Genomic DNA, 24047 nt, shown 5'->3' on the forward strand with positions numbered 1-24047 from the left:
ACAAGCCCGTCGACAAGCCGTCCCCTACTCGGAGTCCCGGAGCCTCTCGTGGAAAGCGTCGCCCCCGCCGGCAACCCGCGCCTCCCGCGACCCGCCATGCCCGCGTCACTCCCGGGCGCACTGCGCCGCGGCGCCGAGCGCGTCCTGGCGGGCAACTGGACCGGCACCTCGACCGTCCCCTCCCGCGGCCTCTACCCGCACCAGTGGAGCTGGGACTCCGCGTTCATCGCCATCGGCCTGCGCCACCTCTCCCCCGCCCGCGCCCGGCGCGAGCTGTCCACGCTGCTCGACGCGCAGTGGGAGGACGGGCGCGTCCCGCACATCGTCTTCAACCCGGAGGTGCCGGCCGGCGCCTACTTCCCCGGGCCCGAGTTCTGGCGCTCCTCACGGGCCGGCTCCGGCACCGGGGCGCCCGCCCGCACCGAGACCTCCGGCATCGTCCAGCCGCCCGTCCACGCGCTGGCCGCCTGGCTGGTCCACGAGGCGGACCCGGAGTCCTCCGCCCGCGAGGGCTTCCTGGCCCGGCTGTATCCGCGGCTGGCCGCCTGGCACCGCTACCTCGTGGAGCGCCGCGACCTCCGGGGGCACGGACTGGTCTCCATCGTCCATCCCTGGGAGTCGGGCATGGACAACAGCCCCTGCTGGGACGCGCCGCTCGAACGCGTCGAGCCCGCCTGCCGCAGCACCTTCCGGCGCGCGGACCTCGACCACTGCGATCTCACCGACCGGCCCACCGACCTGGACTACGGCCGCTATGTCCGGCTCGCCGCCGACTACCGCGACCACGGCTACCGCGACGACGCCCCGCACTCCTTCGCCGTCGAGGACGTGGGCCTCAACGCGCTGCTCATCGTCTCCGAGCACGCCCTCGCCCGGATCGCCGCCTCCCTCGGCACCGATCCGGCGGAGCACCGGGCCCGCGCCGAACGTCTCACGCGCTCTCTGGTCGAGCACCTGTGGGACCCGGAGACGGAGATCTTCCGGGGCCACGACGTGCCGGGCGGCGAACCGCTCTCCGGGCTCAGCGCCGCCGGGCTGCTGCCGCTCGCCGTGCCCGGACTGCCCGACGAGGTCGTCACCGGGCTGCTGGCCACCGCCGCCGGACCGCACTTCGGCCTCGGCCGCACGGTGCGGCTGGTGCCGAGCTACGACCTGCGCGGACCGGCCTTCGACCCGTCCCGCTACTGGCGCGGGCCGGCCTGGTTCAACGTCAACTGGCTGCTGGAGCGGGGCCTGCGGCAGTACGGCGCCGTGGCGGCGGCCGACGAGCTGCGCGCCGCGACGCTGGCCGCGGCCGACGCCTCGGGCTTCGCCGAGTACGTCGACCCGCACAGCGGACTGGCGCGCGGCAGCCGGGACTTCGGCTGGACGGCGGCGCTGGCCCTCGACCTGCTGACGGCGGCCGAACGCGCGGAGTCCGGGGCCGGGGTGCCGGGCGCGGAGCCGCGCGCGGTGCGGTCCCCGGTGGTCGCCGCGGCCGAGGCGGCGGTGCTCGGCGCGGAAACCGGCGGGGACGCTCCGGACGAGGTGTGCGAGCCGGTACCGGTCCGGGTCAGCCTGGTACGGCGACCGCGGCCGCCCCGCCGCGAGGCCTAACGGCCCGGGCCCGGCCCGGCGGCGTCAGCCGCCCGAGGTGTCCAGCTCCGCGTCGGCGCCCACGCAGGCGCTGTCGTACGGGTCGGCCAGCCAGCCGTCCGGCAGCACCACCCGGTTCCGTCCCGAGGTGCGCCCGCGCGGACCGTCCGCGTGGGCCGGCCAGGGCTGGTCCGGGTCCAGCCGGCTGAGCAGCTCGTCCAGTTCGGCCAGGGACGAGGCGGTCGCCAGCCGCTTGCGCAGCTCGGAGCCGACCGAGAAGCCCTTGGTGTACCAGGCGATGTGCTTGCGGAAGTCGATGACGCCGCGCGCCTCGTCCTCCAGCCACTCCCCCAGCAGCTGGGCGTGGCGCCGCATCACGGCGGCGACCTCCCCGAAGGCGGGCGCCGCGATCTCGCCACCGCCCTCGAAGGCCGCCACCAGATCGCCGAACAGCCAGGGCCGCCCCAGGCAGCCGCGGCCGACCACCACGCCGTCACAGCCGGTCTCGCGCACCATGCGCACGGCGTCGGCGGCGGACCAGATGTCGCCGTTGCCGAGCACCGGGATCTCCGGGACGGCTTCCCTGAGGCGGGCGACGGCCTCCCAGTCGGCGGTGCCGCCGTAGTGCTGGGCCGCCGTCCGGCCGTGCAGGGCGATCGCGGTGACGCCCTCCTCGACGGCGATCCGCCCGGCGTCGAGATAGGTGAGGTGGTCGTCGTCGATGCCCTTGCGCATCTTCATGGTGACCGGCAGCCCGCCCGCGCCCGCGACGGCCTCCCGCAGGATCGCCCGCAGCAGCGGCCGCTTGTACGGCAGCGCCGAACCGCCGCCCTTGCGGGTCACCTTGGGCACCGGACAGCCGAAGTTGAGGTCGATGTGATCGGCCAGGTTCTCGTCGGCGATCATCCGGACGGCCTTGCCGACGGTCGCCGGGTCCACGCCGTAGAGCTGGACGGAGCGGGGCTTCTCGGCGCCGTCGAAGTGGATCAGCCGCATCGTCTTGGCGTCCCGCTCGACCAGCGCCCGGGTCGTGATCATCTCGCTGACGAACAGGCCCTTGCCGCCGGAGAACTCCCGGCAGAGCGTGCGGAACGGCGCGTTGGTGATCCCGGCCATGGGGGCGAGCACCACCGGTGGCTGCACGGTGTGCGGGCCGATCTGCAACTGCGACATCGAGCGGCTTTCCTCGGTTCGTACGGTTCCGGCCGCCCGTGTACGGGGCAGCGGCGGAAGGGGCGGCCTCCCATTGTCCCGCATCCCCCGGACGCCGCGGACCGTGCCGGAGGCCCCGCACACCGGCGCCCCGGCGCCCGCCGTGAGCGGGTACCGGGGCGCCGGTGGGTGCGCAGGGCGGCGGTCAGCAGCCCAGGAGGCGGGAGGCCAGGTAGCCCTGGATCTGGTCCAGGGAGACACGCTCCTGCTTCATGGTGTCGCGCTCACGGACGGTCACCGCGTTGTCGTCGAGGGTGTCGAAGTCGACGGTGACGCAGAACGGCGTGCCGATCTCGTCCTGGCGGCGGTAGCGGCGGCCGATGGCGCCCGCGTCGTCGAACTCGATGTTCCAGTTCTTCCGCAGGTCGGCGGCGAGCCCCTTGGCCTTGGGCGAGAGCTCGGGGTTGCGGGAGAGCGGCAGCACGGCGGCCTTGACCGGCGCGAGGCGCGGGTCGAGGCGGAGCACGGTGCGCTTCTCCATCTTGCCCTTGGCGTTGGGCGCCTCGTCCTCGACGTAGGCGTCGAGCATGAAGGCGAGCATGGCGCGGTTGACGCCGGCCGCCGGCTCGATGACGTACGGCGTCCAGCGCTCGCCGGCCTCCTGGTCGAAGTACGACAGGTCGTGGCCGGAGGCCTTGGAGTGGGCGCCGAGGTCGAAGTCGGTGCGGTTGGCCACACCTTCGAGCTCGGAGAACTCACTGCCGCCGAAGTTGAAGCGGTACTCGATGTCGGCGGTGCGCTTGGAGTAGTGGGAGAGCTTCTCCGCCGGGTGCTCGTACCAGCGGATGTTCTCCTCCTGGATACCGAGGTCGCGGTACCAGTTCCAGCGCTCCTCCATCCAGTAGATGTGCCACTTCTCGTCCTCGCCGGGCTTGACGAAGAACTCCATCTCCATCTGCTCGAACTCGCGGGTCCGGAAGATGAAGTTGCCGGGCGTGATCTCGTTCCGGAAGGACTTGCCCATCTGCGCGATGCCGAACGGCGGCTTCTTCCGCGAGGTCTGCTGCACCGCGGCGAAGTTGGTGAAGATGCCCTGGGCCGTCTCGGGCCGGAGGTAGGCGACGGAGGCGGAGTCCTGGGCCGGGCCGAGGTGGGTGGCGAGCAGCCCGGAGAACTGCTTGGGCTCGGTGAAGCCGCCCTTGTTGCCGCAGTGCGGGCAGTTGACGTCGGCCAGGCCGTTCGCCGGCAGCCGGCCGTGCTTGGCCTCGTACGCCTCTTCCAGGTGGTCGGCGCGGAACCGCTTGTGGCAGGAGGTGCACTCGGTGAGCGGGTCGCTGAAGGTGGCGACGTGGCCGGAGGCCTCCCAGACCTCGGGGGCGAGGATCACCGACGAGTCGATACCGACCACGTCCTCGCGCGAGGTGACCATGGCGCGCCACCACTGACGCTTGATGTTCTCCTTGAGCTCCACACCGAGCGGCCCGTAATCCCAGGCGGCGCGCTGACCGCCGTAGATCTCACTGCACGGGTAGACGAAGCCACGGCGCTTGCTGAGGCTGACGATGGTGTCGATCTTGTCGGCGGCCACGGTGCTCTCTTCATGATGACGACGAACAGCGGAATGACACAGGCTACCGGCGGGCGGTCCTCCGGGACCAATTGGTGTCCGGGCTTTGGCCATCCGGGCCCGGCGGGGGTCCGTGCGGCGGGCCTCTCACCCGATTTATTGACAATCGTTTCCACCTTTGTTGAAAATGGATGTCATGAACGTACGCCGGAACCGCCCCGCCTCCCGAATAACCGCCGCCGCGGCCGCCGCCGGGGCCACCGCCCTCGGCCTCGTCACCCTCACCGCCTGCGGCACCGGCGCGGGAGGCGCGGGCGGGGACGGCAAGGTGAACGTCGTCGCGTCCTTCTACCCGCTGGAGTACCTCGCCGAGGAGGTCGGCGGGGAGCACGTCTCCGTCACCACGCTGACGAAGCCCGGGGTGGAGCCGCACGACCTGGAGATCAAGCCGCGCCAGACGGCCGAGCTGAGCGAGGCCGACGTGGCCTTCTACCTCAAGGGGCTGCAGCCCGCCGTGGACGCCGCCGTGGCCCAGTCCGGTGTGAAGACCGCCGTGGACGCCGCGGAACTCGGCGCCGGCGAGCACGGCGACGAGCACGCGGAGGAACACGGCGACGAGCCCTCCGGGGAGCCGGAGTCCGGCGGAGACGGCCACGACCACTCCGGCGGCGCCTCCGACCCCCACCTCTGGCTCGACCCGACCCAGTACGCCGAGGTCGCCGAAGGTTTCGCCAAGACCCTCGCCGAGGCCGACCCCGACCACGCCGCCGCCTACGAGAAGAACGCCGGCGCCCTGGCGAAGAAGCTCACCGCGCTCGACAAGGAGTTCGCGGACGGCCTGCGGAACCGCACCACCGACACCTTCATCACCACCCACGCCGCCTTCGGCCACCTCGCCTCCCGGTACGGCCTGGAGCAGGAGGCGATCGGCGGCCTCGACCCCGAGGCCGAGCCGAGCCCCGCCCGGATGCGGGAACTGCACACCGTCGCGGAGCGTGAGAAGGTGACCACCGTCTTCTTCGAGACGCTGGTCAGCGACGCCACCGCGAAGACCCTGGCGGCGGACACCGGCCTCAAGACGGATGTGCTCGACCCCCTGGAGGGAATCACCGACCGGTCCGCCGGCGATGACTACTTCGAGGTCATGCGCGCCAACCTGGACGCGCTGCGGAAGGCCCTCGGCTCCGGCTGACCCCACCGCCACCCGGCGCGGCCTCCCCCGGCCGCCCCGCCCGCCCCCGCGACCGCCCCACGACCGTCCCCGAAAGGCCCGGACCATGGCCGTACAGCCCGTTGTCTCCCTGCGCGGTGCCACCGCCCGGCTCGGTGCGCGCACCGTGCTGCGCGGGGTCGATCTGACCGTCGGCCGGGGCGAGGTCGTCGCCCTGCTCGGCGCCAACGGCTCGGGCAAGTCCACCGCCGTACGGGCCGTCGTCGGCCAGGTGCCGCTGGAGGAGGGTTCCCTGGAGCTGTTCGGCACCCCGCTGCGCCGCTTCCGCGACTGGGCCCGCGTCGGTTACGTACCGCAGCGGACCACCGCCGCGAGCGGGGTGCCCGCGACCGTGCGCGAGGTCGTGGCCTCCGGCCGGCTGGCCCGTACGGGGCTGCGGCCGCGGCGGAAGGCGGACCGGGCCGCCGTCGGCCGGGCGCTGGAGCTCGTCGGCATGGACCACCGCGCCGGTGACTCCGTGAACGCCCTCTCCGGCGGCCAGCACCAGCGGGTGCTGATCGCCCGCGCGCTGGCCTCCGAACCCGAACTGCTGATCATGGACGAGCCGATGGCGGGCGTCGACCTCGCCGGCCAGGAGGTCCTCGCGGACATCCTGCGCGCCCAGGTCGCCGCCGGCGCCACCGTCCTCCTCGTCCTGCACGAACTCGGCCCGCTGGAGCCGCTGATCGACCGCGCGGTCGTCCTCCGCGACGGCTGCGTGGTGCACGACGGGCCGCCGCCCGAGGCCGTGGGCCAGCACGCGCTGCCCGGCCACGACCATGTCCACCCGCACGCCGGCCCGGCGGCGGAACCGACCCGGACGGGGCTGCTGAGCTGATGGAGATCCTGAACTACGCCTTCATGCAGCGGGCCCTGCTCGCCGCCGTGCTCGTCGGCGTCACCGCGCCGGCCATCGGCATCTACCTCGTCCAGCGCCGTCAGGCGATCATGGGCGACGGCATCGGCCATGTCGCCATGACCGGCGTCGCCCTCGGCTTCCTGCTGAACACCAGCCCGGTGTGGATGGCGACCCTGGTCGCGGTGGCCGGCTCGGTCGGCATGGAGCTGATCCGCTCCCGCGGCCGCACCAGCGGCGACGTCGCGCTCGCCCTGCTGTTCTACGGCGGCATGGCCGGCGGTGTCATGATCATCAACCTGGCGCCGGGCGGCTCCACGGCCAACCTCTCCACCTATCTCTTCGGCTCCATCACCACCGTCGCCCCCGAGGACGTGGTGGCGATCTGCCTGCTCGCGGCCCTCGTGATCGCGATCACCCTCGGCCTGCGCCGCCAGCTCTTCGCGGTGTGCCAGGACGAGGAGTTCGCGCGGGTCACCGGGCTGCCGGTGCGGCTGCTGAACCTGCTGCTCGCGGTCACGGCCGCGCTGACGGTCACCGTCGCCATGCGCATCGTCGGGCTGCTGCTGGTCAGCGCGATGATGGTGATCCCGGTCGCCGCCGCCCAGCGGGTCACCCGCGGCTTCGCGGCCACCCTGGCCATCGCGATGGGGATCGGCGTCACGGTCTCGCTGACCGGTACGGTGACGACGTACTACGTGGACGCGCCCTCGGGCGCCGCGATCGTCCTGCTGGCCATCGCCGTCTTCCTGGCCTTCGCGGCCGTGACAGCGCCGCTGGCCCGCGCCCGGGCCCGCCGGGCCGCGGCGGAGCAGGGGGAGCGGTGCGGCGTGGAGAAGGCGGCAGGGGAGCGCCCGGCGGGCGACGACGTGAAGGTCTGAGGTCCCGGACGGGACCGGCGAGGGCGCCCGCGGGGGCTGGCACAATGGCCAGTCGGATGCGGGCCGGCGAGGAGGAGGCAACGGTGGCCACAGCGGGGAGCGGCGGAACGAGCACGGCGCCGGTACGCGGCCGGTCGACGCGGCAGCGCGCGGCCGTGGCCGCGGCCCTGGACGAGGTGGACGAGTTCCGCAGCGCCCAGGAGCTGCACGACGTCCTCAAGCACCGGGGCGACTCCGTCGGCCTGACGACCGTCTACCGCACCCTGCAGTCGCTCGCCGACGCGGGCGAGGTGGACGTCCTGCGCACCGACGAGGGCGAGGCCGTCTACCGCCGGTGCAGCACCGACGACCATCACCACCACCTGGTCTGCCGGGGCTGCGGCAGGGCGGTCGAGGTGGAGGGCCCGGCCGTCGAGACCTGGGCCGAGCAGATCGCGGCCGAGCACGGCTTCGTCGACGTCGCGCACACCATCGAGATCTTCGGCACCTGCGGCGACTGCGCGGCGAAGGCCGCGGCGGGCGGCGGCAAGCGCTGACCCGCCCGCCCGGGAGGCGGGCGGAACGGATGGCGAGAGCGGCCCCGGCCGGGGAAGACCCGGCCGGGGCCGCTCCGTGCCCGGGGAGAGTGTCAGGCGGACGCCCCGGCCGCCCCCTCGCCCGGCTGCGCCGGGTTCGGCTCCGCGCCCCCGAAGCGGCGGTCGCGCCGGGCGAACTCCAGGCAGGCCCGCCACAGGTCGCGGCGGTCGAAGTCCGGCCACAGCACGTCCTGGAAGACCATCTCGGCGTAAGCGCTCTGCCATATCAGGTAGTTGGAGGTGCGCTGCTCCCCCGACGGCCGGACGAAGAGATCCACGTCCGGCATGTCCGGGTAGTACAGGTACCGCTGCACCGTCTTCTCGGTGACCTTGGACGGGTCGAGCTTCCCGGCCCGCACGTCGGCCGCGATGGCCGCCGCGGCGTCGGCGATCTCGGCGCGGCCGCCGTAGTTGACGCAGAAGTACAGCGTCATGGCGTCGTTGTCCTTGGTCTGCTCCTGCGCTATCTGCAGCTCCTGCACCACGGACTTCCACAGCTTGGGCATCCGCCCCACCCAGCGGATGCGGATGCCCAGGGCGTCCATCTCGTCCCGGCGGCGGCGGATCACGTCCCGGTTGAAGTTCATCAGGAAGCGCACCTCCTCGGGCGAGCGCTTCCAGTTCTCCGTGGAGAAGGCGTACAGCGAGAGGTTCTTGACACCCATCTCCAGGCAGCCCTTGAGCACGTCCAGGACGACGCCCTCACCGACCTTGTGCCCCTCGGTGCGCGGCAGCCCGCGCTCCTTCGCCCAGCGCCCGTTGCCGTCCATGACGACCGCCACGTGCTTCGGGATCAGCTCCCCGGGGATCTCCGGCGGGCGCGCGCCGCTGGGGTGCGGCTCCGGCTGCTGGTACTCGCGACGGGTACGGCCCAGAATCCCGCGTCGTGCCATGCGGTCCACGTCTCCTATTTCTCCACATACCTGAGGGAACGCAGTCCGCGCTCCAGGTGCCAGTGCAGATAGGCTGCCACGAGCCCGCTGCCCTCCCTGACGTACCGCGCCTCGCACGCGTCCGCCGTCTCCCAGTCGCCCGCCAGCAGCGCCCCGAGCAGGGCCAGGGCCTCCCCCGAGGGCACGACGCTCCCCGGCACCCGGCAGTCCCCGCACACCACGCCGCCGGCCGACACCGAGAAGAAGCGGTTCGGGCCCGGCAGGCCGCATTTGGCGCAGGCGGCGAAGCTGGGCGCGTAGCCGTTGACGGCCAGCGAGCGGAGCAGGAAGGCGTCGAGCACCAGCCGCGGCTCGTGCTCACCGCCCGCGAGCGTCCGCAGCGCCCCCACCAGCAGCAGATACTGCTGGACGGCCGGCTCGCCCTCGTGGTCGGTGAACCGCTCGGCGGTCTCCAGCATGGCCGTGCCCGCCGTGTAGCGGTCGTAGTCGGTGACGATGGCGCCGCCGTACGGAGCGATGGTCTCGCTCTGGGTGCACAGCGGCAGACCGCGGCCGACGAGCTCCCCGCCCCGGGAGAAGAACTGCACGTCCACATGGGAGAAGGGCTCCAGCCGGGCCCCGAACTTCGACTTGGTCCGCCGCACCCCGCGCGCCACCGCCCGCACCCGGCCGTGGCCCCGGGTGAGCAGGGTGATGATCCGGTCCGCCTCACCCAGCTTCTGGGTGCGCAGCACGATGCCGTCGTCGCGGAACAGAGTCATGCGGGCCATTGTCCCGCACGGAGAGCGCTGCCGGACGCGGGGGCGGGGAAAGCCCGGGGCGGCCCGTACGGCTCCGGGGAGGGCTCAGGAGGGGGTGCGGGCCGCGGCGGTGAGGAGCCGCTCGGTCTCCTCTCGGCGGATGGTCAGGGCCGTGCCGACGGCGGAGAGGGCCTCCCGCTCGGCGGGGCGGTAGGGCCCGTCCGCGAGGGCGATCCGGGCGCCCTGCAGCAGGATGCTCTCCCGGCCGGCCGGGGCGAGATGCGGGGCCAGCGGGCCCAGGGCCTCGTGGAGCTCTATGGTCAGCGCCGTGCCGCTGCCCTCGCCGAAGTCCTCGGCCCAGCCGGGGAGCCGTCCGGCGTCGGTGGCCAGCGCCTCGACGAGGGTGAGGAGCTGCTGCTCGGTGCAGTCCGCGAAGCCCGCGGCGCGCACCACGGAGACGGCCGCCTCACGGGTCGGGCGGGCCTCGGTGCCGCCCGCTGCGAGGACGGCGAGCGCGACGGTGTGCACGGCGTCGCGGAGCATCGCCGAGAAGCGGACGGTGGTGGGGTGGTCCAGGGTCTCGGTGCCGAAGTGGCCCCGGCAGGAGGAGCACTCGACGACCGGGCCCGCGCTGCCCCGGGGCAGGACGGGGATGCCGAGGAAGGTGAACCGGCGGCGCCCGGTGCGGCGCCGGTAGTTGCGGTCGCCGCCGCAGTCCGGGCAGAAGAACTCACCGTCGCCGACCGTGTGCCAGCTGGCGCCCACTCCCCACACGCGCATCTCGCGCACCTCCGGCGGCTCATCCCAAAACATCGGGGCACCGTGCGCCGCGTGATGGTCGCGCCCTGCGGCAACGGTGCCGTATGGACGTGATGTTAACCACAGCCGGCGGGTGCCGTCAGCACCCCGGACGGAGGATGCGGAGGCCCCGCGGCGGCCGGCGATGGCCGGGAACGGCCGTTCGAACCCCGTGCGCATGCCCCGACCTGCGCCGCAGCCCTCGCGGAGCGTGCGGTTCACGCCGGGCCGGCCTGGCCGGAACCGGCGGAAAAACAGCGGGGACCAGCGGGAGAACAACCGTGCCGCCACCCCGGGTACGGGACGGCGGCACGGGTGGGGAGCGCGTGGCGCGGGTTGGCCTCGCGCGGCCCGGGAGAGGTCAGGCGGCGCGGACGGAGCGGTTGACCGCGGAGACCACGGCCTTCAGGGAGGCGCGGACCGTGTTGGGGTCCATGCCGACGCCCCACAGGACCTTGCCGTCCACGGCGCACTCGACGTAGGCGGCGGCCCGGGCGCCGGCGCCCTCGCTCAGGGCGTGCTCGGCGTAGTCCAGGACGCGGACGTCCACCCCGATCGAGCCGAGGGCGTTGATGAAGGCGGCGATGGGGCCGTTGCCGCTGCCGGTCAGCACGGTCTCCTGCCCGTCGACGACCGCCTCGACGGTGAGCGCGTCGCCGCCCTCGCCGGTGGTCGAGGTCTGGGCGGAGCGCAGCGCGATCCGGCCCCAGGGGGCGTCGGTGGTGGGCAGGTACTCGTCCTGGAAGACGGACCAGATCTGGGCCGGGGTGACCTCGCCGCCCTCGCTGTCGGTCTTCGCCTGGATGATCTTCGAGAACTCGATCTGCATCCGGCGCGGCAGGTCCAGCTTGTGGTCGTTCTTGAGGACGTAGGCCACGCCGCCCTTGCCGGACTGCGAGTTGACCCGGATGACGGCCTCGTAGGAGCGGCCGACGTCCTTGGGGTCGATGGGCAGGTACGGCACGGCCCACTCGATCTCGTCCACGGTCTTCCCGGCCTCGGCGGCCCGGGCGTCCATGTCGTCGAAGCCCTTCTTGATGGCGTCCTGGTGGGAGCCGGAGAAGGAGGTGTAGACGAGGTCGCCCGCGTAGGGGTGGCGCGGGTGGATCTCCATCTGGTTGCAGTACTCGGCGGTGCGGCGGATCTCGTCGATCCGGGAGAAGTCGATCATCGGGTCGACCCCTTGCGAGAACAGGTTCATGCCCAGGGTGACCAGGTCGACGTTGCCGGTGCGCTCGCCCTGCCCGAACAGGCAGCCCTCGACGCGGTCGGCGCCGGCCATGACGGCCAGCTCGGCGGCGGCGACGGCGGTGCCGCGGTCGTTGTGCGGGTGTGTGGACAGGCAGACGAACTCGCGGCGGGAGAGGTTCCGCGACATCCACTCGAAGCGGTCGGCGTGGGTGCTGGGCGTCGAACGCTCCACCGTGGCGGGGAGGTTGAGGATGATCTCGCGGCCGGGCTCGGGCTGCCAGACGTCCATGACGCTTTCGCAGACCTCCAGCGCGAAGTCCAGCTCGGTGTCGGTGAAGATCTCCGGGCTGTACTGGTAGCCGAAGACGGTCTCCTCGCCCAGCAGCTTCTCGGCGTACTCCATGACCAGCCGGGTGCCGTCGACGGCGATCTGCCTGACCTGCTCGCGGCTGCCGCGGAAGACGACGCGGCGGAAGACGGGCGCGGTGGCGTTGTACAGGTGGACGGTCGCGCGGCGGGCGCCGCGCAGCGACTCGACCGTGCGCTCGATCAGTTCCTCGCGGGCCTGGGTCAGGACGGAGATCGTCACGTCCTCGGGGATCGCGTCCTCTTCGATGATCGACCGTACGAAGTCGAAGTCGGTCTGGCCGGAGGAGGGGAAGCCGACCTCGATCTCCTTGTAGCCCATGGAGACCAGCAGATCGAACATCGCCCGCTTGCGGGCCGGGGACATCGGGTCGATCAGCGCCTGGTTGCCGTCCCGCAGGTCCGTGGACAGCCAGCGGGGGGCCTTCGTGATCCGCTTCTCGGGCCAGGTGCGGTCGGGGATCGCCACGGCCTCGTAGGGCCCGTACTTGTGGACCGGCATCCCGGAGGGCCGCTGGGAGACGGTGGCGGCGGTGACGGGGGTGGTGCGGCCGACGGGGCGGTGACCGGCGGCGGGCTGGGAGGAAGACATCTGCGCGGGGCTCCTGTCGAAGGATTCTCGACGGCCGACGGTGGCATCACCGAACTCCGCGGGGAGGGGGTCGGCCTCGACTACAGGCCCTCGCCGCGGCGGCTAAGGAGAAGCAGCCCGATACGCATGGTGCACAGCACCTTAGCCGAGGGGAGCCGTGACGTGTGGGGTGATTCCAGTATGCGGGACGGCGGGGAGCCATGGGGGCGTTCGTGCGGTATCCCTCATTCCCGGCACTCCGGAATGTTCCGGACCCCGGCGCGCGCGGGACGCCCGTCAGAAGCCGAGCTTGCGGAGCTGCCGCGGGTCCCGCTGCCAGTCCTTGGCGACCTTCACATGGAGGTCGAGGTAGACCGGGGTGCCCAGCAGCGCCTCGATGTGCTGGCGGGACTTCATGCCGACGTCCTTCAGCCGGGCGCCCTTGGGGCCGATGACGATGCCCTTCTGGCTGGGCCGCTCGATGTAGAGATTGGCGTGGATGTCCAGCAGCGGCTTGTTCTCGGGCCGCCCTTCGCGGGGGATCATCTCCTCCACGACGACGGCGATCGAGTGCGGCAGCTCGTCCCGGACGCCCTCCAGCGCGGCCTCGCGAATCAGCTCCGCGACCATGATCTGCTCCGGCTCGTCGGTGAGATCGCCCTCCGGGTAGAGCGCGGGCCCCTCCGGCAGCAGCGGCACCAGCAGATCGGCCAGCAGGGACACCTGCTGCCCGGCGACGGCCGAGACGGGGATGATCTCCGCCCAGTCCAGGCCCAGGTCCTGCCCGAGCCGGTCCACCGCGATGAGCTGCTCGGCGAGCTGCTTGGAGTCCACCAGGTCGGTCTTGGTGACGACGGCGATCTTCGGCGTCTTCCTGACCTTGGCCAGTTCCCCGGCGATGAACCGGTCGCCGGGGCCCAGCTTCTGGTCGGCGGGCAGGCAGAAGCCGATGACGTCGACCTCGGCCCAGGTCGTCCGCACGACATCGTTGAGCCGCTCGCCGAGCAGGGTGCGCGGCTTGTGCAGCCCCGGGGTGTCGACCAGCACGAGCTGGGCGTCGGGGCGGTGCACGATGCCGCGGACGGTGTGGCGGGTGGTCTGCGGCCGGCTGGAGGTGATCGCCACCTTCGTCCCCACCAGGGCGTTGGTGAGGGTCGACTTGCCCGCGTTGGGGCGGCCGACGAAGCAGGCGAAGCCCGCGCGGTGCGGGGCGGCCTGCGGCCGGGGCTGGGACGGGGAACGATCGCTCATGGCGGCCATTCTCCCCGATCGGCGCACCGCCCCCGACCACCGGACCGGGCGGGCACCGGCCGGACCGGTGGTCGGGCCGCGCCCGCTTCCGTTCCCGGGGTCCGCCTCAGCCGGCGGCGGCGGTCGTCCGGAGGGTGCCGTCCGGGCCGGCGAGCAGGACGGGGGTGTCCGGGCCGCCGAGGTCGCGCACGGCCGCGCGGTCCTCGTCCCGTACGGCCTCGGCGGAGGAGACCACGACGGCGGCCTCCAGGGACCGGGCGCCGCTGGCCACGGCCATGGCAACGGCGGTGCGCAGGGCGCTGAGCTCCAGCGACGTCAGGGCCACCGTCCCGGCGACGTACGTCCTGCCCGTCTCGTCGCGCACGGCGGCGCCCTCGGGCACGCCGTTGCGGGCCCGGGTGGAGCGGGCCAGGGTGACGAGCTTGGCGTCTTCGGCGTCGAGGGCGGGAGCGCTGTCCGTGGTGTCCGTCATGGCTACGAGGATAGGGACCGCCCGGGCGTGCGGCGGCCACCGGGGGACCCGGGCCGCGGTCCCGGGCCCGGTCGGCGCGTCACCCGTCCTCGTCCCCGGTGGGCCCGTTCTCCTCCGCGGGGACCGGCTCGACGAGGACCGTGACGATGCGGTTGCGGCGGCCGGCCGGGGACTCCGCGGTGAGCCGCAGGGCGGGCGGCTCGGGGTCGGTGACGTAGTCGGCGAGGTCCACCACGGCGGTCGCGCCCGCGATGGGCACCCGGCCCAGCAGTTTGGCGAGCAGCCCGCCGACCGTCTCCACGTCCTCGTCGTCCAGGTCGAGCTCGTAGAGGTCACCCAGGTCGCCGATGTCGAGGCGGGCGGTGACGCGGTAGCGGCCCCCGCCCAGCTCCTCGACCGGCGGCAGTTCCCGGTCGTACTCGTCGGTGATCTCGCCGACGATCTCCTCCAGGATGTCCTCGATGGTGACGATGCCGGCGGTGCCGCCGTACTCGTCGACCACGACCGCGACGTGGTTGCGCCGCTGCTGCATCTCGCGCAGCAGGTCCCCGGCGTTCTTGGTGTCGGGGACGAACGCGGCCGGGCGCATGGCCGTGGCGACCAGATCGCTCTCCGACTCCCGGCTGATGTGGGTCTTCCGGGCGAGGTCCTTGAGGTAGACGATGCCGACGACGTCGTCCTCGCTCTCCCCGACCACCGGGATCCGGGAGAAGCCGGAGCGCAGGGCGAGCGTGAGGGCCTGCCGGATGGTCTTGCCGCGTTCGATGACGACGAGGTCGGTGCGCGGCACCATCACCTCGCGGACGAGGGTGTCGCCCAGTTCGAAGACGGAGTGCACCATCTTCCGTTCCTCGGCCTCGATCAGCTGTTCCTGCTCGGCCAGGTCCACCATGGCCCGCAGTTCGGCCTCGGAGGCGAACGGGCCCTTGCGGAAGCCCTTGCCGGGGGTGAGGGCGTTGCCGAGGAGGATCAGGAGCTGCGGGACCGGGCCCATGATCCGGGCCAGCGGCAGCAGGACGTACGCGGCGGCGGTGGCTGTGTTCAGCGGGTGCTGCCGGCCGATGGTGCGCGGGGAGACGCCGACGGCGACGTAGGAGACCAGGACCATCACCCCGGTGGCGAGGGCCAGGGCCTCCCAGGTCTCGTCGAACTCCCGCACCGCGGCGAAGGTGACGAGCACGCCCGCCGCCATCTCGCAGGCCACCCGCACCAGCAGGGCCACATTGAGATAGCGGCTGGGGTCCTCGGCGACCGCCATGAGCTTGGCGCTGCCGCGGCGGCCGGAGCGCACGGCCTCCTCGGCGCGGAACCGGGTCGTCCGGGCCAGGCCCGTCTCGGCGCAGGCGGCGAGCCACGCCACGACGACCAGGAGGACGGCCGCGGCGATCAGTTGGCCGGTCACCGGGTGGTGGGCGCCGGCGAGGGCCCCTCGACGCCGCGCTCGGCGCGCCAGCCGTCGATGATCGCTTTCTGCAGGCCGAACATCTCGACCTTGTCCTCGGGCTCCTCGTGGTCATAGCCGAGGAGGTGGAGGACGCCGTGGACGGTGAGGAGCTGGAGCTCCTCGTCCATCGAGTGCGCCGTCGGCGCCTCCTCGCCCTGGCGCCTGGCCACCTCGGGGCAGAGCACGATGTCGCCGAGCAGCCCCTGCGGGGGCTCCTCGTCGTCCTTGGCCGGCGGGCGGAGCTCGTCCATCGGGAAGGACATGACGTCCGTGGGGCCCGGGAGGTCCATCCACTGGAGATGGAGCTGCTCCATGGCGTCGCTGTCGACGACGATCACGGAGAGCTCGGCGAGCGGGTGGATGCGCATCCGGGCGAGGGCGTAGCGGGCGACGTCCAGCAGCGCCTGCTCGTCCACAGCGGTACCGGACTCGTTGTTGACGTCGATCGACATGGTGCGGTGAGTCTACTTCCCGGGGTGGCCGTGGCCCCGGCTGTGCCCCCGGGCGCCGTCGTGGCCGCCCTCCCGGCTGTCGTAGCGGTCGTAGGCGTCGACGATGCGGCCGACCAGCTTGTGCCGGACCACGTCGGTGCTCGTCAGCCGGGCGAAGTGGACGTCCTCCACGTCGTGGAGGATCTCCTGCACCTGGCGCAGGCCGCTCCTGGTGCCGCCGGGGAGGTCGACCTGGGTGACGTCACCGGTGATCACGATCTTGGAGTCGAAGCCGAGCCGGGTGAGGAACATCTTCATCTGCTCGGCGCTGGTGTTCTGCGCCTCGTCGAGGATGATGAAGGCGTCGTTGAGCGTCCGGCCGCGCATGTACGCCAGCGGCGCCACCTCGATCGTCCCGGCCGCCATCAGACGGGGGATGGAGTCGGGGTCGAGCATGTCGTGCAGCGCGTCGTAGAGCGGGCGCAGATACGGGTCGATCTTCTCGTAGAGCGTGCCGGGCAGGAAGCCGAGCCGCTCCCCCGCCTCCACGGCCGGCCGGGTGAGGATGATCCGGTTGACCTGCTTGGACTGCAGGGCCTGCACCGCCTTGGCCATGGCCAGATACGTCTTGCCGGTGCCGGCCGGGCCGATGCCGAAGACGATCGTGTGCCGGTCGATGGCGTCGACGTAGCGCTTCTGGTTGAGCGTCTTGGGGCGGATGGTGCGGCCGCGGTTGGAGAGGATGTTCTGCGTGAGCACCTGGGCCGGGGTCTCGGGCCCGCCCTCGCCGTTCTCGGGGGCGCGCAGCATGGCGATCGAGCGTTCCACGGCGTCCTCCGTCATCGGCTGGCCGGTGCGCAGCACCAGCATCATCTCGTCGAACAGGCGCTGGACCAGGGCGACTTCCGCCGGGTCGCCGACCGCGCTGACCTCATTGCCCCGGACGTGGATGTCGGTGCGGGGAAAGGACTTCTCGATCACGCGCAGCAGGGAGTCTCCGGAGCCCAGGACCGTCACCATCGGGTGGTTGGCCGGGACGGTGAAGCGGGCGCGCGCCTGCCCCTCGTCGGGGTTCTGTGCTGAAGGTGTCTGCGTCATGGGCCGGCTCTGGGGCCTGCTGATCCCGCCTTCTTCGTTCGGTGCACCGCATCTGTGCCGTGCGGTTTCTCTCGTGCTCCAGGGTACGACGGGGGACCGACAGGGCCCGAGTGGTTTTCCCGGGTCTGTCGGGGCCGGCGCCGGTGCCGCCGCTGGGCCGCCCCGGGTCCCCTGGTGGCTTTCCGTAAGGGATCAGTGGCGCTTCGGGACGGGCACCCGCATGAGGTCCCGGGCCACCGTCAGCTCGCCGCCGAAGCCCGCGGCGCGGGCCTGCCGCCCGAACTCCTCCGCGTCCGTGTACCGCTGGGAGAAGTGGGTGAGCACCAGGTGCCGCACCCCGGCGGCGGTGGCCAGCCGGGCGGCCTGCCCGGCGGTGAGGTGCCCGGCCTCGGCCGCCAGCCGTTCGTCCTCGTCGAGGAAGGTGGACTCGGTGACGAGCATGTCGCAGCCCTCGGCGAGCGCCTCGGCGCCCTCGCACAGCCGGGTGTCCATCACGAACGCGAAGCGCTGGCCGCGCCGCACCTCGCTCACCTGCTCGACATGGACGGTGCCGTGCTCCTCCGTCTCCAGACTGCCCTCACGGATCAGCCGGCCGACGTCCGGGCCGGAGATGCCGTACGCGGCCAGCCGCTCGGGGAGCATGTGGCGCCCGTCCGGTTCGGTCAGCTTGTAGCCGAAGGCCTCGACGGGGTGGGAGAGCCGCCGGGCCTCCAGGGTGAACGGCTCGGTCTCGGCGACGACCCCGTCACCGTGCACCGGGTGCTCGTCCAGTTCCACGGCCTCGTAGTAGGAGGTGGAGTAGCGGAGCCGTTGGAAGAAGTGGGCGCCACTGGCCGGGTAGTGCGCGGTGACGGGGTGGGGCACCCGGTCGAGGTTGATGCGCTGGATGACACCGGAGAGGCCCAGCGAGTGGTCGCCGTGGAAGTGCGTGACGCAGATGCGGGTGATGTCGTGCACGGCCGCGCCCGCGTAGAGCATCTGCCGCTGGGTGCCCTCGCCGGGGTCGAACAGAATGCCCTCGCCGTCCCAGCGCAGTATGCAGCCGTGGTGGTTGCGTTCCCGGGTGGGGACCTGGCTGGCGGTGCCGAGGACGATCAGCTCGCGGGTCAAGGCAACTACCCGGGAGGCCAGTTGAGGCCGCGTCCGCCGAGGACGTGCGCGTGGACGTGGAACACGGTCTGCCCCGCGCCGGCACCGGTGTTGAGCACGATGCGGTAGCCGGACTCGTCCACGTGCTCGTCGGCGGCGACGGCTCCCGCCTCGCGGAGGATGTCCGCGGCGAGCTGCGGATCGGCCGCCGCGACGGAGGCCGCGTCGGGGTGGTGCGCCTTGGGGATGACGAGAACGTGCGTCGGGGCCTGCGGGTTTATGTCGCGGAAGGCGACCGTCGTCTCGCTCTCGCGCACGAGCGTGGCCGGCACCTCCCCCGCCACGATCTTGCAGAACAGACAGTCGGCCTGCGGCTCTCCCGCCATCAGCGGACCTCCTCGGCACGTTCGTTCGGTGGCCGACCGGTCGGTGACCGGTGGTGACCGGTCGGCACCCCGGCCGGTCTGGCCGCATGCTACCGGCCGGATCTCCAGCCGCCGCGCCCGCGCCGCCCGGCACGACCCGGCACGGCACCGTGGTCACGCCCGGGCGTCGCACTCCCCCGGCGGGAGCGACAGGTGCGCCCACACCACCTTCCCGGGGCCGTCCCGGTCGCCGGTGCCCCAGGAGTCGGCGAGGGCGGCCACGAGGAGCAGGCCCCGGCCTCCGCACGCGTCCGGGTCCGGTGCCTGCACACGGAGTTCGGGCCGGGCGGGCGAGGCGTCGTGGACCTCGATCCGCAGTCCGCTCGGCAACGCCGGGATGTACCGGGTCTCGATCTGCCGTCCCGGCGATACGCGGGCGTGCCGCCCGGCGTTGGTGAGGAGTTCCGAGAGGACCAGCGTGGCCGATTCCTCCAGCGCGGCCAGCCCCCAGCCGGCCAGCGCCTTGCGCAACTCCAGCCGAGCCAGCCCGACGCAGCTCGGGTGACGGCTCCAGCGCAGGACGACGGGGCGGCCCACGTGTTCCGCCGACCGGCTTTCTGACGGCGGACGCGAGCGGTCCGGGGACGCGGGGTCGGGACGGCTGGCAAAGCCCGGCATTGCTGACGCTCCTTGATGCGGTGACCACGCCCCGGCCGCGAACAGAAATGTGCTTTCGTGCGACCGGAATGGCGGGAGTGACCACACCACCATCGCGGTCCGGGCACACTGGGGTACATATCCGAGCCGTCACCAATAGGGCTGCGTGGACGGCCAGTTGCACGAAAGAAGGTTCGGTCGAAGTGGAGCTGAACAATGAATCCGACCAGCTCACACCGCGGGTCAGGCTGGGGCGCCGACTCCGCAGGATGCGGGAGCGCAGGGAACTGTCACTACGCCAACTGTCCGAACAGGTGGGCGGATATTCGCACAGTTATCTCGGCAGGGTGGAGCTGGGGGAACAACTCCCCTCCGAGGCACTGGTGAACTCGCTGGACGGCTTCTTCGACACCGACGGAGTGCTGGGCGAGCTGCTGGAGATCGCCCGCGAGAACTCGATCCCCGGCTATGGACGCGCGATCGTCAGCAAGGAACGGGAGGCGCAGCGCATTCAGGTGTTCACCAGCAGCCTGATTCCCGGACTCCTCCAGACCGAAGACTACGCGCGAGAACTATTCCGCAGGTCATTGCCGGGCGAATCCGAAGAGCGACTGAATGAACGTGTGGCGGTGCGCATGCACCGAAAATGCATCTTCGACCACAAGGATCCACCCTATTACTGGGCGATCATGGATGAAGCGGCACTAAAGCGCCCTATCGGGAATGCGGGGCAAATGAGAGATCAGCTCGATCACTTGCTTCGCACCGCCGAGCAACCGTGCTTCACGATCCAGGTCCTTCCGTTCACCGAAGGCGCTTACCCCATGCTCGGAGGGTGCCTGACCTTGCTCACGATGCGCGATGGCGGGACGATGGCGTTCGTTGAAAGCTTCAAGTCCGGTGAAACGGTGGAGGCGCCGAAAGAGGTGGTCGAGCTCAGTCAGCGGTTTGACGTCGCCCGGTCACTTGCCCTGCCGGAAGGCAAATCCCTGCACTTGATCCGTGGATACCTGAAAGAGTATGCAGATGAATACGATTCCGGATGCATCAGCTCTGACGGCCTGGCGCAAATCCAGTTACAGCAATAACGGGGACGGCGCATGTATCGAGGTCTCCGACGGCCACCCCGGACGCGTCCCCGTCCGTGACAGCAAGAACCCCCACGGGCCCGCGCTGGTCTTCCCGGCGGATCACTGGTCCGCGTTCGTCGCCGCCGTCAAGGACGGTGACTTCCGGGCCTGAGCCCCCGGGCGGCGACATGACCGGTCCGGCGGGGCCGCTGCCGTACGGGGGCGGCCCCCGCCGGCCTCGCGGCCCCGGCCGCAACGGTCCGGCGGCACCGGTGCGTTCGGGGCGGAAGGCCCCGTCCCGGCCGGGAACCTCCGGTGCCCCCTGTTCGCGTCGGTAATGGGTGAATAGGGTTGCAGTTGTGACGCAGCCTTCGTACCTCCGCTACCCGCATCCGCACGGTGAGTTGATCACCTTCACCGCCGAGGACGACGTCTGGGCGGCACCGCTCGACGGCGGCCGTGCCTGGCGTGTGAGCGCCGACAACATGCCGGTCTCGCATCCGCGGATATCCCCCGACGGCCGGCACATCGCCTGGACGTCCACGCGCGACGGATCGCCGGAGGTCCATGTGGCCCCCGTCGACGGCGGCCCGTCCCGGCGGCTGACGTACTGGGGCAACGCCCGCACGGCCGTGCGCGGCTGGACGCCCGAGGGCGAGGTGCTGGCGGTCACCGCCGCCGGGCAGGCGTCCCTGCGCCGCACCTGGGCGCGGGCCGTGCCGCTGGACGGCGGCCCCGCGCGCACCCTGCCGTACGGGCCCGTCGGCGACGTGGCGTACGGGCCCGAGGGCGCCGTGCTGCTGCTGTCCGCGACCATGGGCCGCGACGCCTCCTCCTGGAAGCGCTACCGGGGCGGCACGGCCGGCAAGCTCTGGCTGGACGCCACGGGCGAGGGGGAGTTCGAACGGATTCACGCCGGTCTCGACGGCAACATCGAGCAGCCCCTGTGGGCGGGCGGCCGTATCGCCTTCCTCTCCGACCACGAGGGCACCGGAGCCCTGTACTCCTCGCTGCCCGACGGTAGCGATCTGCGCCGCCACTCCCCGCTCGACGGCTTCTACGCCCGGCAGGCCACCGGCGACGGCACCCGCGTCGCCTACGCCTCGGCCGGTGAACTCTGGCTTCTGGACGACCTCGACGGCGCCGAGCCGCGCCGCCTCGACCTCCGCCTCGGCGGCTCCCGCACGGACCTCCAGCCGCACCCGGTGCGCGCCGCGCACCACTTGGGCGAGGCCCGCCCCGACCACACCGGCCGGGGCAGCGCCGTGGAAGTGCGTGGCACGGTCCACTGGGTCACCCACCGGGAGGGCCCCGCCCGCGCGCTGGCCGCCGAGCCGGGGCAGCGGGCGCGGCTGCCGCGCACCTTCCGGGTGGACGGCGCCGAGCACGTCCTCTGGGTCACCGACGCGGAGGGCGACGACGCGCTGGCCATCGCCCCGGCCTCCGGCGCCGAGCCGGGCAGCGGGCCGCGCCGGATCGGCGCCGGGCGGCTCGGCCGGGTGCTGGACCTGGCCGTCGCCCCGGACGGCGGCCGCATCGCCGTCGCCTCGCACGACGGGCGGGTGCTGCTCGTTGAGCGCGAGTCCGGCGAGGTCCGCGAGGTGGACCGGAGCGAGGACGGTGACGCCGACGGCCTGGTCTTCTCGCCGGACTCCGGCTGGCTGGCCTGGTCGCACCCCGGGCCGGGGGCGCTGCGCCAGCTCAAGATCGCCAACACCGCCGATCTGTCCGTGTCCGAGGCCACCCCGCTGCGCTTCCGCGACTTCTCGCCCGCCTTCACCACCGACGGCCGGCATCTGGCCTTCCTCTCCGAACGCGCCTTCGACCCGATCTATGACGTTCATGTCTTCGACATGGCGTTCGTGGGCGCCTGCCGGCCGCATCTGATCACGCTCGCCGCCTCCACGCCCTCGCCGTTCGGCCCGCAGCGCCACGGGCGCCCGCCGACGCCCGAACGCAACGACGGCGACGACGGCGAGGGCCGCGCGGCCTCCTCGTCCGGCTCGTCCTCCTCGGTGCCCGTCACCCGCGTCGATCTGGACGGACTGGCCGACCGCATCGTGCCGTTCCCCGTCGAGGCCGCCCGCTATTCCACGCTGCGGGCCGCCGAGGGCGGCGTCCTGTGGCTCCGCCATCCGCTGCGCGGCGTGCTGGGCTCCGCCCTGGCCCCGGACGCCCCCGGGCCGTCCACCGCCCTGGACCGCTACGACCTCGTCCAGCAGCGGCTTGAACACCTGGCCGACGACGCCGACGACTACGCGGTCACCGGCGACGGCAAGCGGGTGCTGCTCTCCACCGGCAGCAAGCTCCGTCTGGTGCCGGCCGACAGCAAGCCCGGCGACGACGACAGCGACGACAACATCACCGTCGACCTCTCCCGGGTGCGGCTCACCGTCGACCCCGCCGCCGAGTGGCGGCAGATGTACGCGGAGGCCGGCCGGCTGATGCGGGACAACTTCTGGCGGCCGGATCTCGGCGGCGTCGACTGGGACGGCGTCCTGGAGCGCTACCGGCCGGTGCTGGACCGGGTGGCCACGCACAGCGACCTCGTCGACCTGCTCTGGGAGGTCCAGGGCGAGCTGGGCACCTCGCACGCCTACGTCAGCCCGCCCGGCGGCTGGACCGACTCCGCGCACCGGCAGGGCCTGCTCGGGGCCGATCTGGCCCGGGACGAGGAGGGCGTGTGGCGCGTGGAGCGCGTCCTGCCGTCCGAGACCTCCGACCCCCAGGCCCGCTCCCCGCTCGCCGCGCCCGGTGCCGCGGTGCGGGCCGGGGACGCGATCCTCGCCGTGGACGGCCGGCCCGTCGACCCGCTGCTGGGCCCCGGCCCGCTGCTCGTCGGGGCGGCCGGCAAGCCCGTCGAACTGACGGTCGCCCCGGCCGGCGGCGGCTCGCCGCGGTACCCCGTCGTCGTCCCCATCGCCGACGAGGAGCCGCTGCGCTACCACGACTGGGTCGCCGGGCGGCGCGCCCATGTGCACGAGACGTCCGGCGGCCGGCTCGGCTACCTCCACGTGCCGGACATGGTGGGCTCCGGCTGGGCGCAGCTCCACCGCGATCTGCGGGTGGAGGTGACGCGCGACGGGCTGATCGTGGACGTCCGGGAGAACCGCGGCGGGCACACCTCGCAGCTCGTCGTGGAGAAGCTGGCCCGCCGCATCGTCGGCTGGGATCTCCCGCGCGGGATGCGGCCGTTCAGCTATCCGCAGGACGCGCCGCGCGGTCCGGTCGTCGCGGTCGCGAACGAGTTCTCCGGCTCCGACGGGGACATCGTCAACGCCGCGATCAAGGCGCTGGGCATCGGCCCGGTCGTCGGCACCCGCACCTGGGGCGGCGTCATCGGCATCGACAGCCGCTACGACCTGGTGGACGGCACGGGCGTCACCCAGCCCAAGTACGCGACGTGGATGGAGGGTTACGGCTGGGGCGTGGAGAACCACGGCGTCGATCCGGACGTCGAGGTGGTGCACACCCCGCAGGACTCCGCGGCCGGCCGCGACCCGCAGCTCGACGAGGCGGTGCGGATCGCGCTGGCGGCCCTGGCGGAGAACCCGGCGAAGACCCCGCCGGAGCTCCCGCCGCTCTGACGGGTACGGGGCGTACGGGCCGCCCCGGGGGGGTGGGAGCGGGCGCGGTGCTCCAGTGCGGCCGGTGACGGCGCCCCGGAGCGGCCCCGCCGGACGGCCGGGGGCCGGGCACGGGGCGCGGGGACGGGAACGGGGCGGGAACGGCGTCCCACGGGCCGCTCCGCGGCGGCTCCGCCCTCCCCCGCGGCTTCCCTCGCCGCTGCCCGCC

Annotated in this window: 22 protein-coding genes; 8 read left to right on the top strand and 14 right to left on the bottom strand. The window is 72.7% G+C overall.

The features are described from left to right. The first annotated feature begins 96 nt into the window (after positions 1-96). Positions 97-1596, top strand: a complete 1500-nt coding sequence (locus IF83_RS0118795; RefSeq protein WP_107046815.1) for an MGH1-like glycoside hydrolase domain-containing protein — start codon at positions 97-99, stop codon at positions 1594-1596. 24 nt (positions 1597-1620) lie between these two features. Here the strand turns inward: IF83_RS0118795 and dusB are convergent, their stop codons facing one another. Continuing rightward, positions 1621-2748 carry a tRNA dihydrouridine synthase DusB gene (dusB, locus tag IF83_RS0118800; RefSeq protein WP_030545597.1) on the bottom strand — a complete coding sequence of 376 codons (1128 nt, stop codon included), beginning with the start codon at positions 2746-2748 and terminating at the stop codon, positions 1621-1623. A gap of 184 nt (positions 2749-2932) precedes the next feature. Next, positions 2933-4315 carry a glycine--tRNA ligase gene (locus tag IF83_RS0118805; protein WP_030545599.1) on the bottom strand — a complete coding sequence of 461 codons (1383 nt, stop codon included), beginning with the start codon at positions 4313-4315 and terminating at the stop codon, positions 2933-2935. Positions 4316-4490: 175 nt separating this feature from the next. On the opposite strand from IF83_RS0118805, the gene IF83_RS0118810 reads away from it, so the two are divergent. The 4 genes from IF83_RS0118810 (at position 4491) to IF83_RS0118825 (ending at position 7777) form a co-directional block, all read left to right on the top strand. Next, entirely contained in the window at positions 4491-5486 is a 996-nt protein-coding gene (locus tag IF83_RS0118810) for a metal ABC transporter substrate-binding protein (protein ID WP_030545601.1), read from the top strand. Positions 5487-5571: 85 nt separating this feature from the next. Beyond that, on the top strand, positions 5572-6342 hold the full coding sequence (locus tag IF83_RS0118815; RefSeq protein WP_030545603.1) for a metal ABC transporter ATP-binding protein: 771 nt from the start codon (positions 5572-5574) through the stop codon (positions 6340-6342). Beyond that, on the top strand, positions 6342-7241 hold the full coding sequence (locus IF83_RS0118820) for a metal ABC transporter permease (RefSeq protein ID WP_030545605.1): 900 nt from the start codon (positions 6342-6344) through the stop codon (positions 7239-7241). Before IF83_RS0118815 ends, IF83_RS0118820 begins: the two co-directional genes overlap by 1 nt. An 83-nt stretch (positions 7242-7324) precedes the next feature. Beyond that, on the top strand, positions 7325-7777 hold the full coding sequence (locus IF83_RS0118825) for a Fur family transcriptional regulator (protein ID WP_030545607.1): 453 nt from the start codon (positions 7325-7327) through the stop codon (positions 7775-7777). A 92-nt stretch (positions 7778-7869) separates the two neighbouring features. Here IF83_RS0118825 and IF83_RS0118830 read toward each other — a convergent pair whose 3' ends face one another. From IF83_RS0118830 to IF83_RS0118885, 12 genes are all read right to left on the bottom strand, one after another. Further along, the gene (locus tag IF83_RS0118830) at positions 7870-8709 is read right to left on the bottom strand and encodes an isoprenyl transferase (protein WP_030545609.1); all 840 of its coding nucleotides are present in this window, start codon (positions 8707-8709) and stop codon (positions 7870-7872) included. Positions 8710-8723: 14 nt separating this feature from the next. Then, the gene (gene recO, locus IF83_RS0118835; protein WP_030545611.1) at positions 8724-9470 is read right to left on the bottom strand and encodes a DNA repair protein RecO; all 747 of its coding nucleotides are present in this window, start codon (positions 9468-9470) and stop codon (positions 8724-8726) included. Between the two features lie 84 nt (positions 9471-9554). Continuing rightward, complete coding sequence (locus tag IF83_RS0118840) at positions 9555-10262, bottom strand: TerB family tellurite resistance protein (RefSeq protein WP_030545613.1); 708 nt, start codon at positions 10260-10262, stop codon at positions 9555-9557. Positions 10263-10608: 346 nt separating this feature from the next. Then, the gene (gene leuA, locus IF83_RS0118845; RefSeq protein WP_030545615.1) at positions 10609-12396 is read right to left on the bottom strand and encodes a 2-isopropylmalate synthase; all 1788 of its coding nucleotides are present in this window, start codon (positions 12394-12396) and stop codon (positions 10609-10611) included. A 276-nt stretch (positions 12397-12672) separates the two neighbouring features. Next, a complete protein-coding gene (gene era, locus IF83_RS0118850; RefSeq protein ID WP_030545618.1) occupies positions 12673-13635 on the bottom strand; it encodes a GTPase Era in 963 nt (320 codons plus the stop codon). Positions 13636-13732: 97 nt separating this feature from the next. After that, a complete protein-coding gene (locus IF83_RS0118855; RefSeq protein WP_030545620.1) occupies positions 13733-14098 on the bottom strand; it encodes a cytidine deaminase in 366 nt (121 codons plus the stop codon). Between the two features lie 79 nt (positions 14099-14177). Then, positions 14178-15500: a hemolysin family protein gene (locus IF83_RS0118860; protein WP_030545622.1), complete on the bottom strand. Its 1323-nt coding sequence runs from the start codon at positions 15498-15500 to the stop codon at positions 14178-14180. Beyond that, positions 15497-15994 (bottom strand): rRNA maturation RNase YbeY, encoded by a 498-nt coding sequence (ybeY, locus tag IF83_RS0118865; RefSeq protein WP_030545624.1) that lies wholly within the window; start codon positions 15992-15994, stop codon positions 15497-15499. Before ybeY ends, IF83_RS0118860 begins: the two co-directional genes overlap by 4 nt. A 12-nt stretch (positions 15995-16006) precedes the next feature. Beyond that, the gene (locus IF83_RS0118870; protein WP_030545625.1) at positions 16007-17071 is read right to left on the bottom strand and encodes a PhoH family protein; all 1065 of its coding nucleotides are present in this window, start codon (positions 17069-17071) and stop codon (positions 16007-16009) included. 192 nt (positions 17072-17263) lie between these two features. Then, on the bottom strand, positions 17264-18181 hold the full coding sequence (locus tag IF83_RS0118875) for a ribonuclease Z (protein ID WP_030545627.1): 918 nt from the start codon (positions 18179-18181) through the stop codon (positions 17264-17266). Positions 18182-18186: 5 nt separating this feature from the next. Continuing rightward, positions 18187-18546: a histidine triad nucleotide-binding protein gene (locus IF83_RS0118880; RefSeq protein WP_030545629.1), complete on the bottom strand. Its 360-nt coding sequence runs from the start codon at positions 18544-18546 to the stop codon at positions 18187-18189. A gap of 153 nt (positions 18547-18699) precedes the next feature. Next, entirely contained in the window at positions 18700-19122 is a 423-nt protein-coding gene (locus IF83_RS0118885) for an ATP-binding protein (protein ID WP_030545631.1), read from the bottom strand. Positions 19123-19385: 263 nt separating this feature from the next. On the opposite strand from IF83_RS0118885, the gene IF83_RS0118890 reads away from it, so the two are divergent. The 3 genes from IF83_RS0118890 to IF83_RS0118895 all read left to right on the top strand — a co-directional run bounded on the left by IF83_RS0118890 (position 19386) and on the right by IF83_RS0118895 (position 23839). Then, complete coding sequence (locus IF83_RS0118890) at positions 19386-20270, top strand: DUF5753 domain-containing protein (RefSeq protein ID WP_051722910.1); 885 nt, start codon at positions 19386-19388, stop codon at positions 20268-20270. Beyond that, positions 20203-20424, top strand: a complete 222-nt coding sequence (locus IF83_RS32280; RefSeq protein ID WP_078843600.1) for a DUF397 domain-containing protein — start codon at positions 20203-20205, stop codon at positions 20422-20424. The genes IF83_RS0118890 and IF83_RS32280 overlap by 68 nt, the downstream gene beginning before the upstream one ends. A gap of 187 nt (positions 20425-20611) precedes the next feature. Beyond that, positions 20612-23839 (top strand): S41 family peptidase, encoded by a 3228-nt coding sequence (locus IF83_RS0118895; RefSeq protein ID WP_030545635.1) that lies wholly within the window; start codon positions 20612-20614, stop codon positions 23837-23839. Positions 23840-24047 lie beyond the last annotated feature (208 nt).

The sequence above is a fragment of the Streptomyces albus subsp. albus genome (assembly GCF_000719865.1).
Classification (GTDB): domain Bacteria; phylum Actinomycetota; class Actinomycetes; order Streptomycetales; family Streptomycetaceae; genus Streptomyces; species Streptomyces albus_E.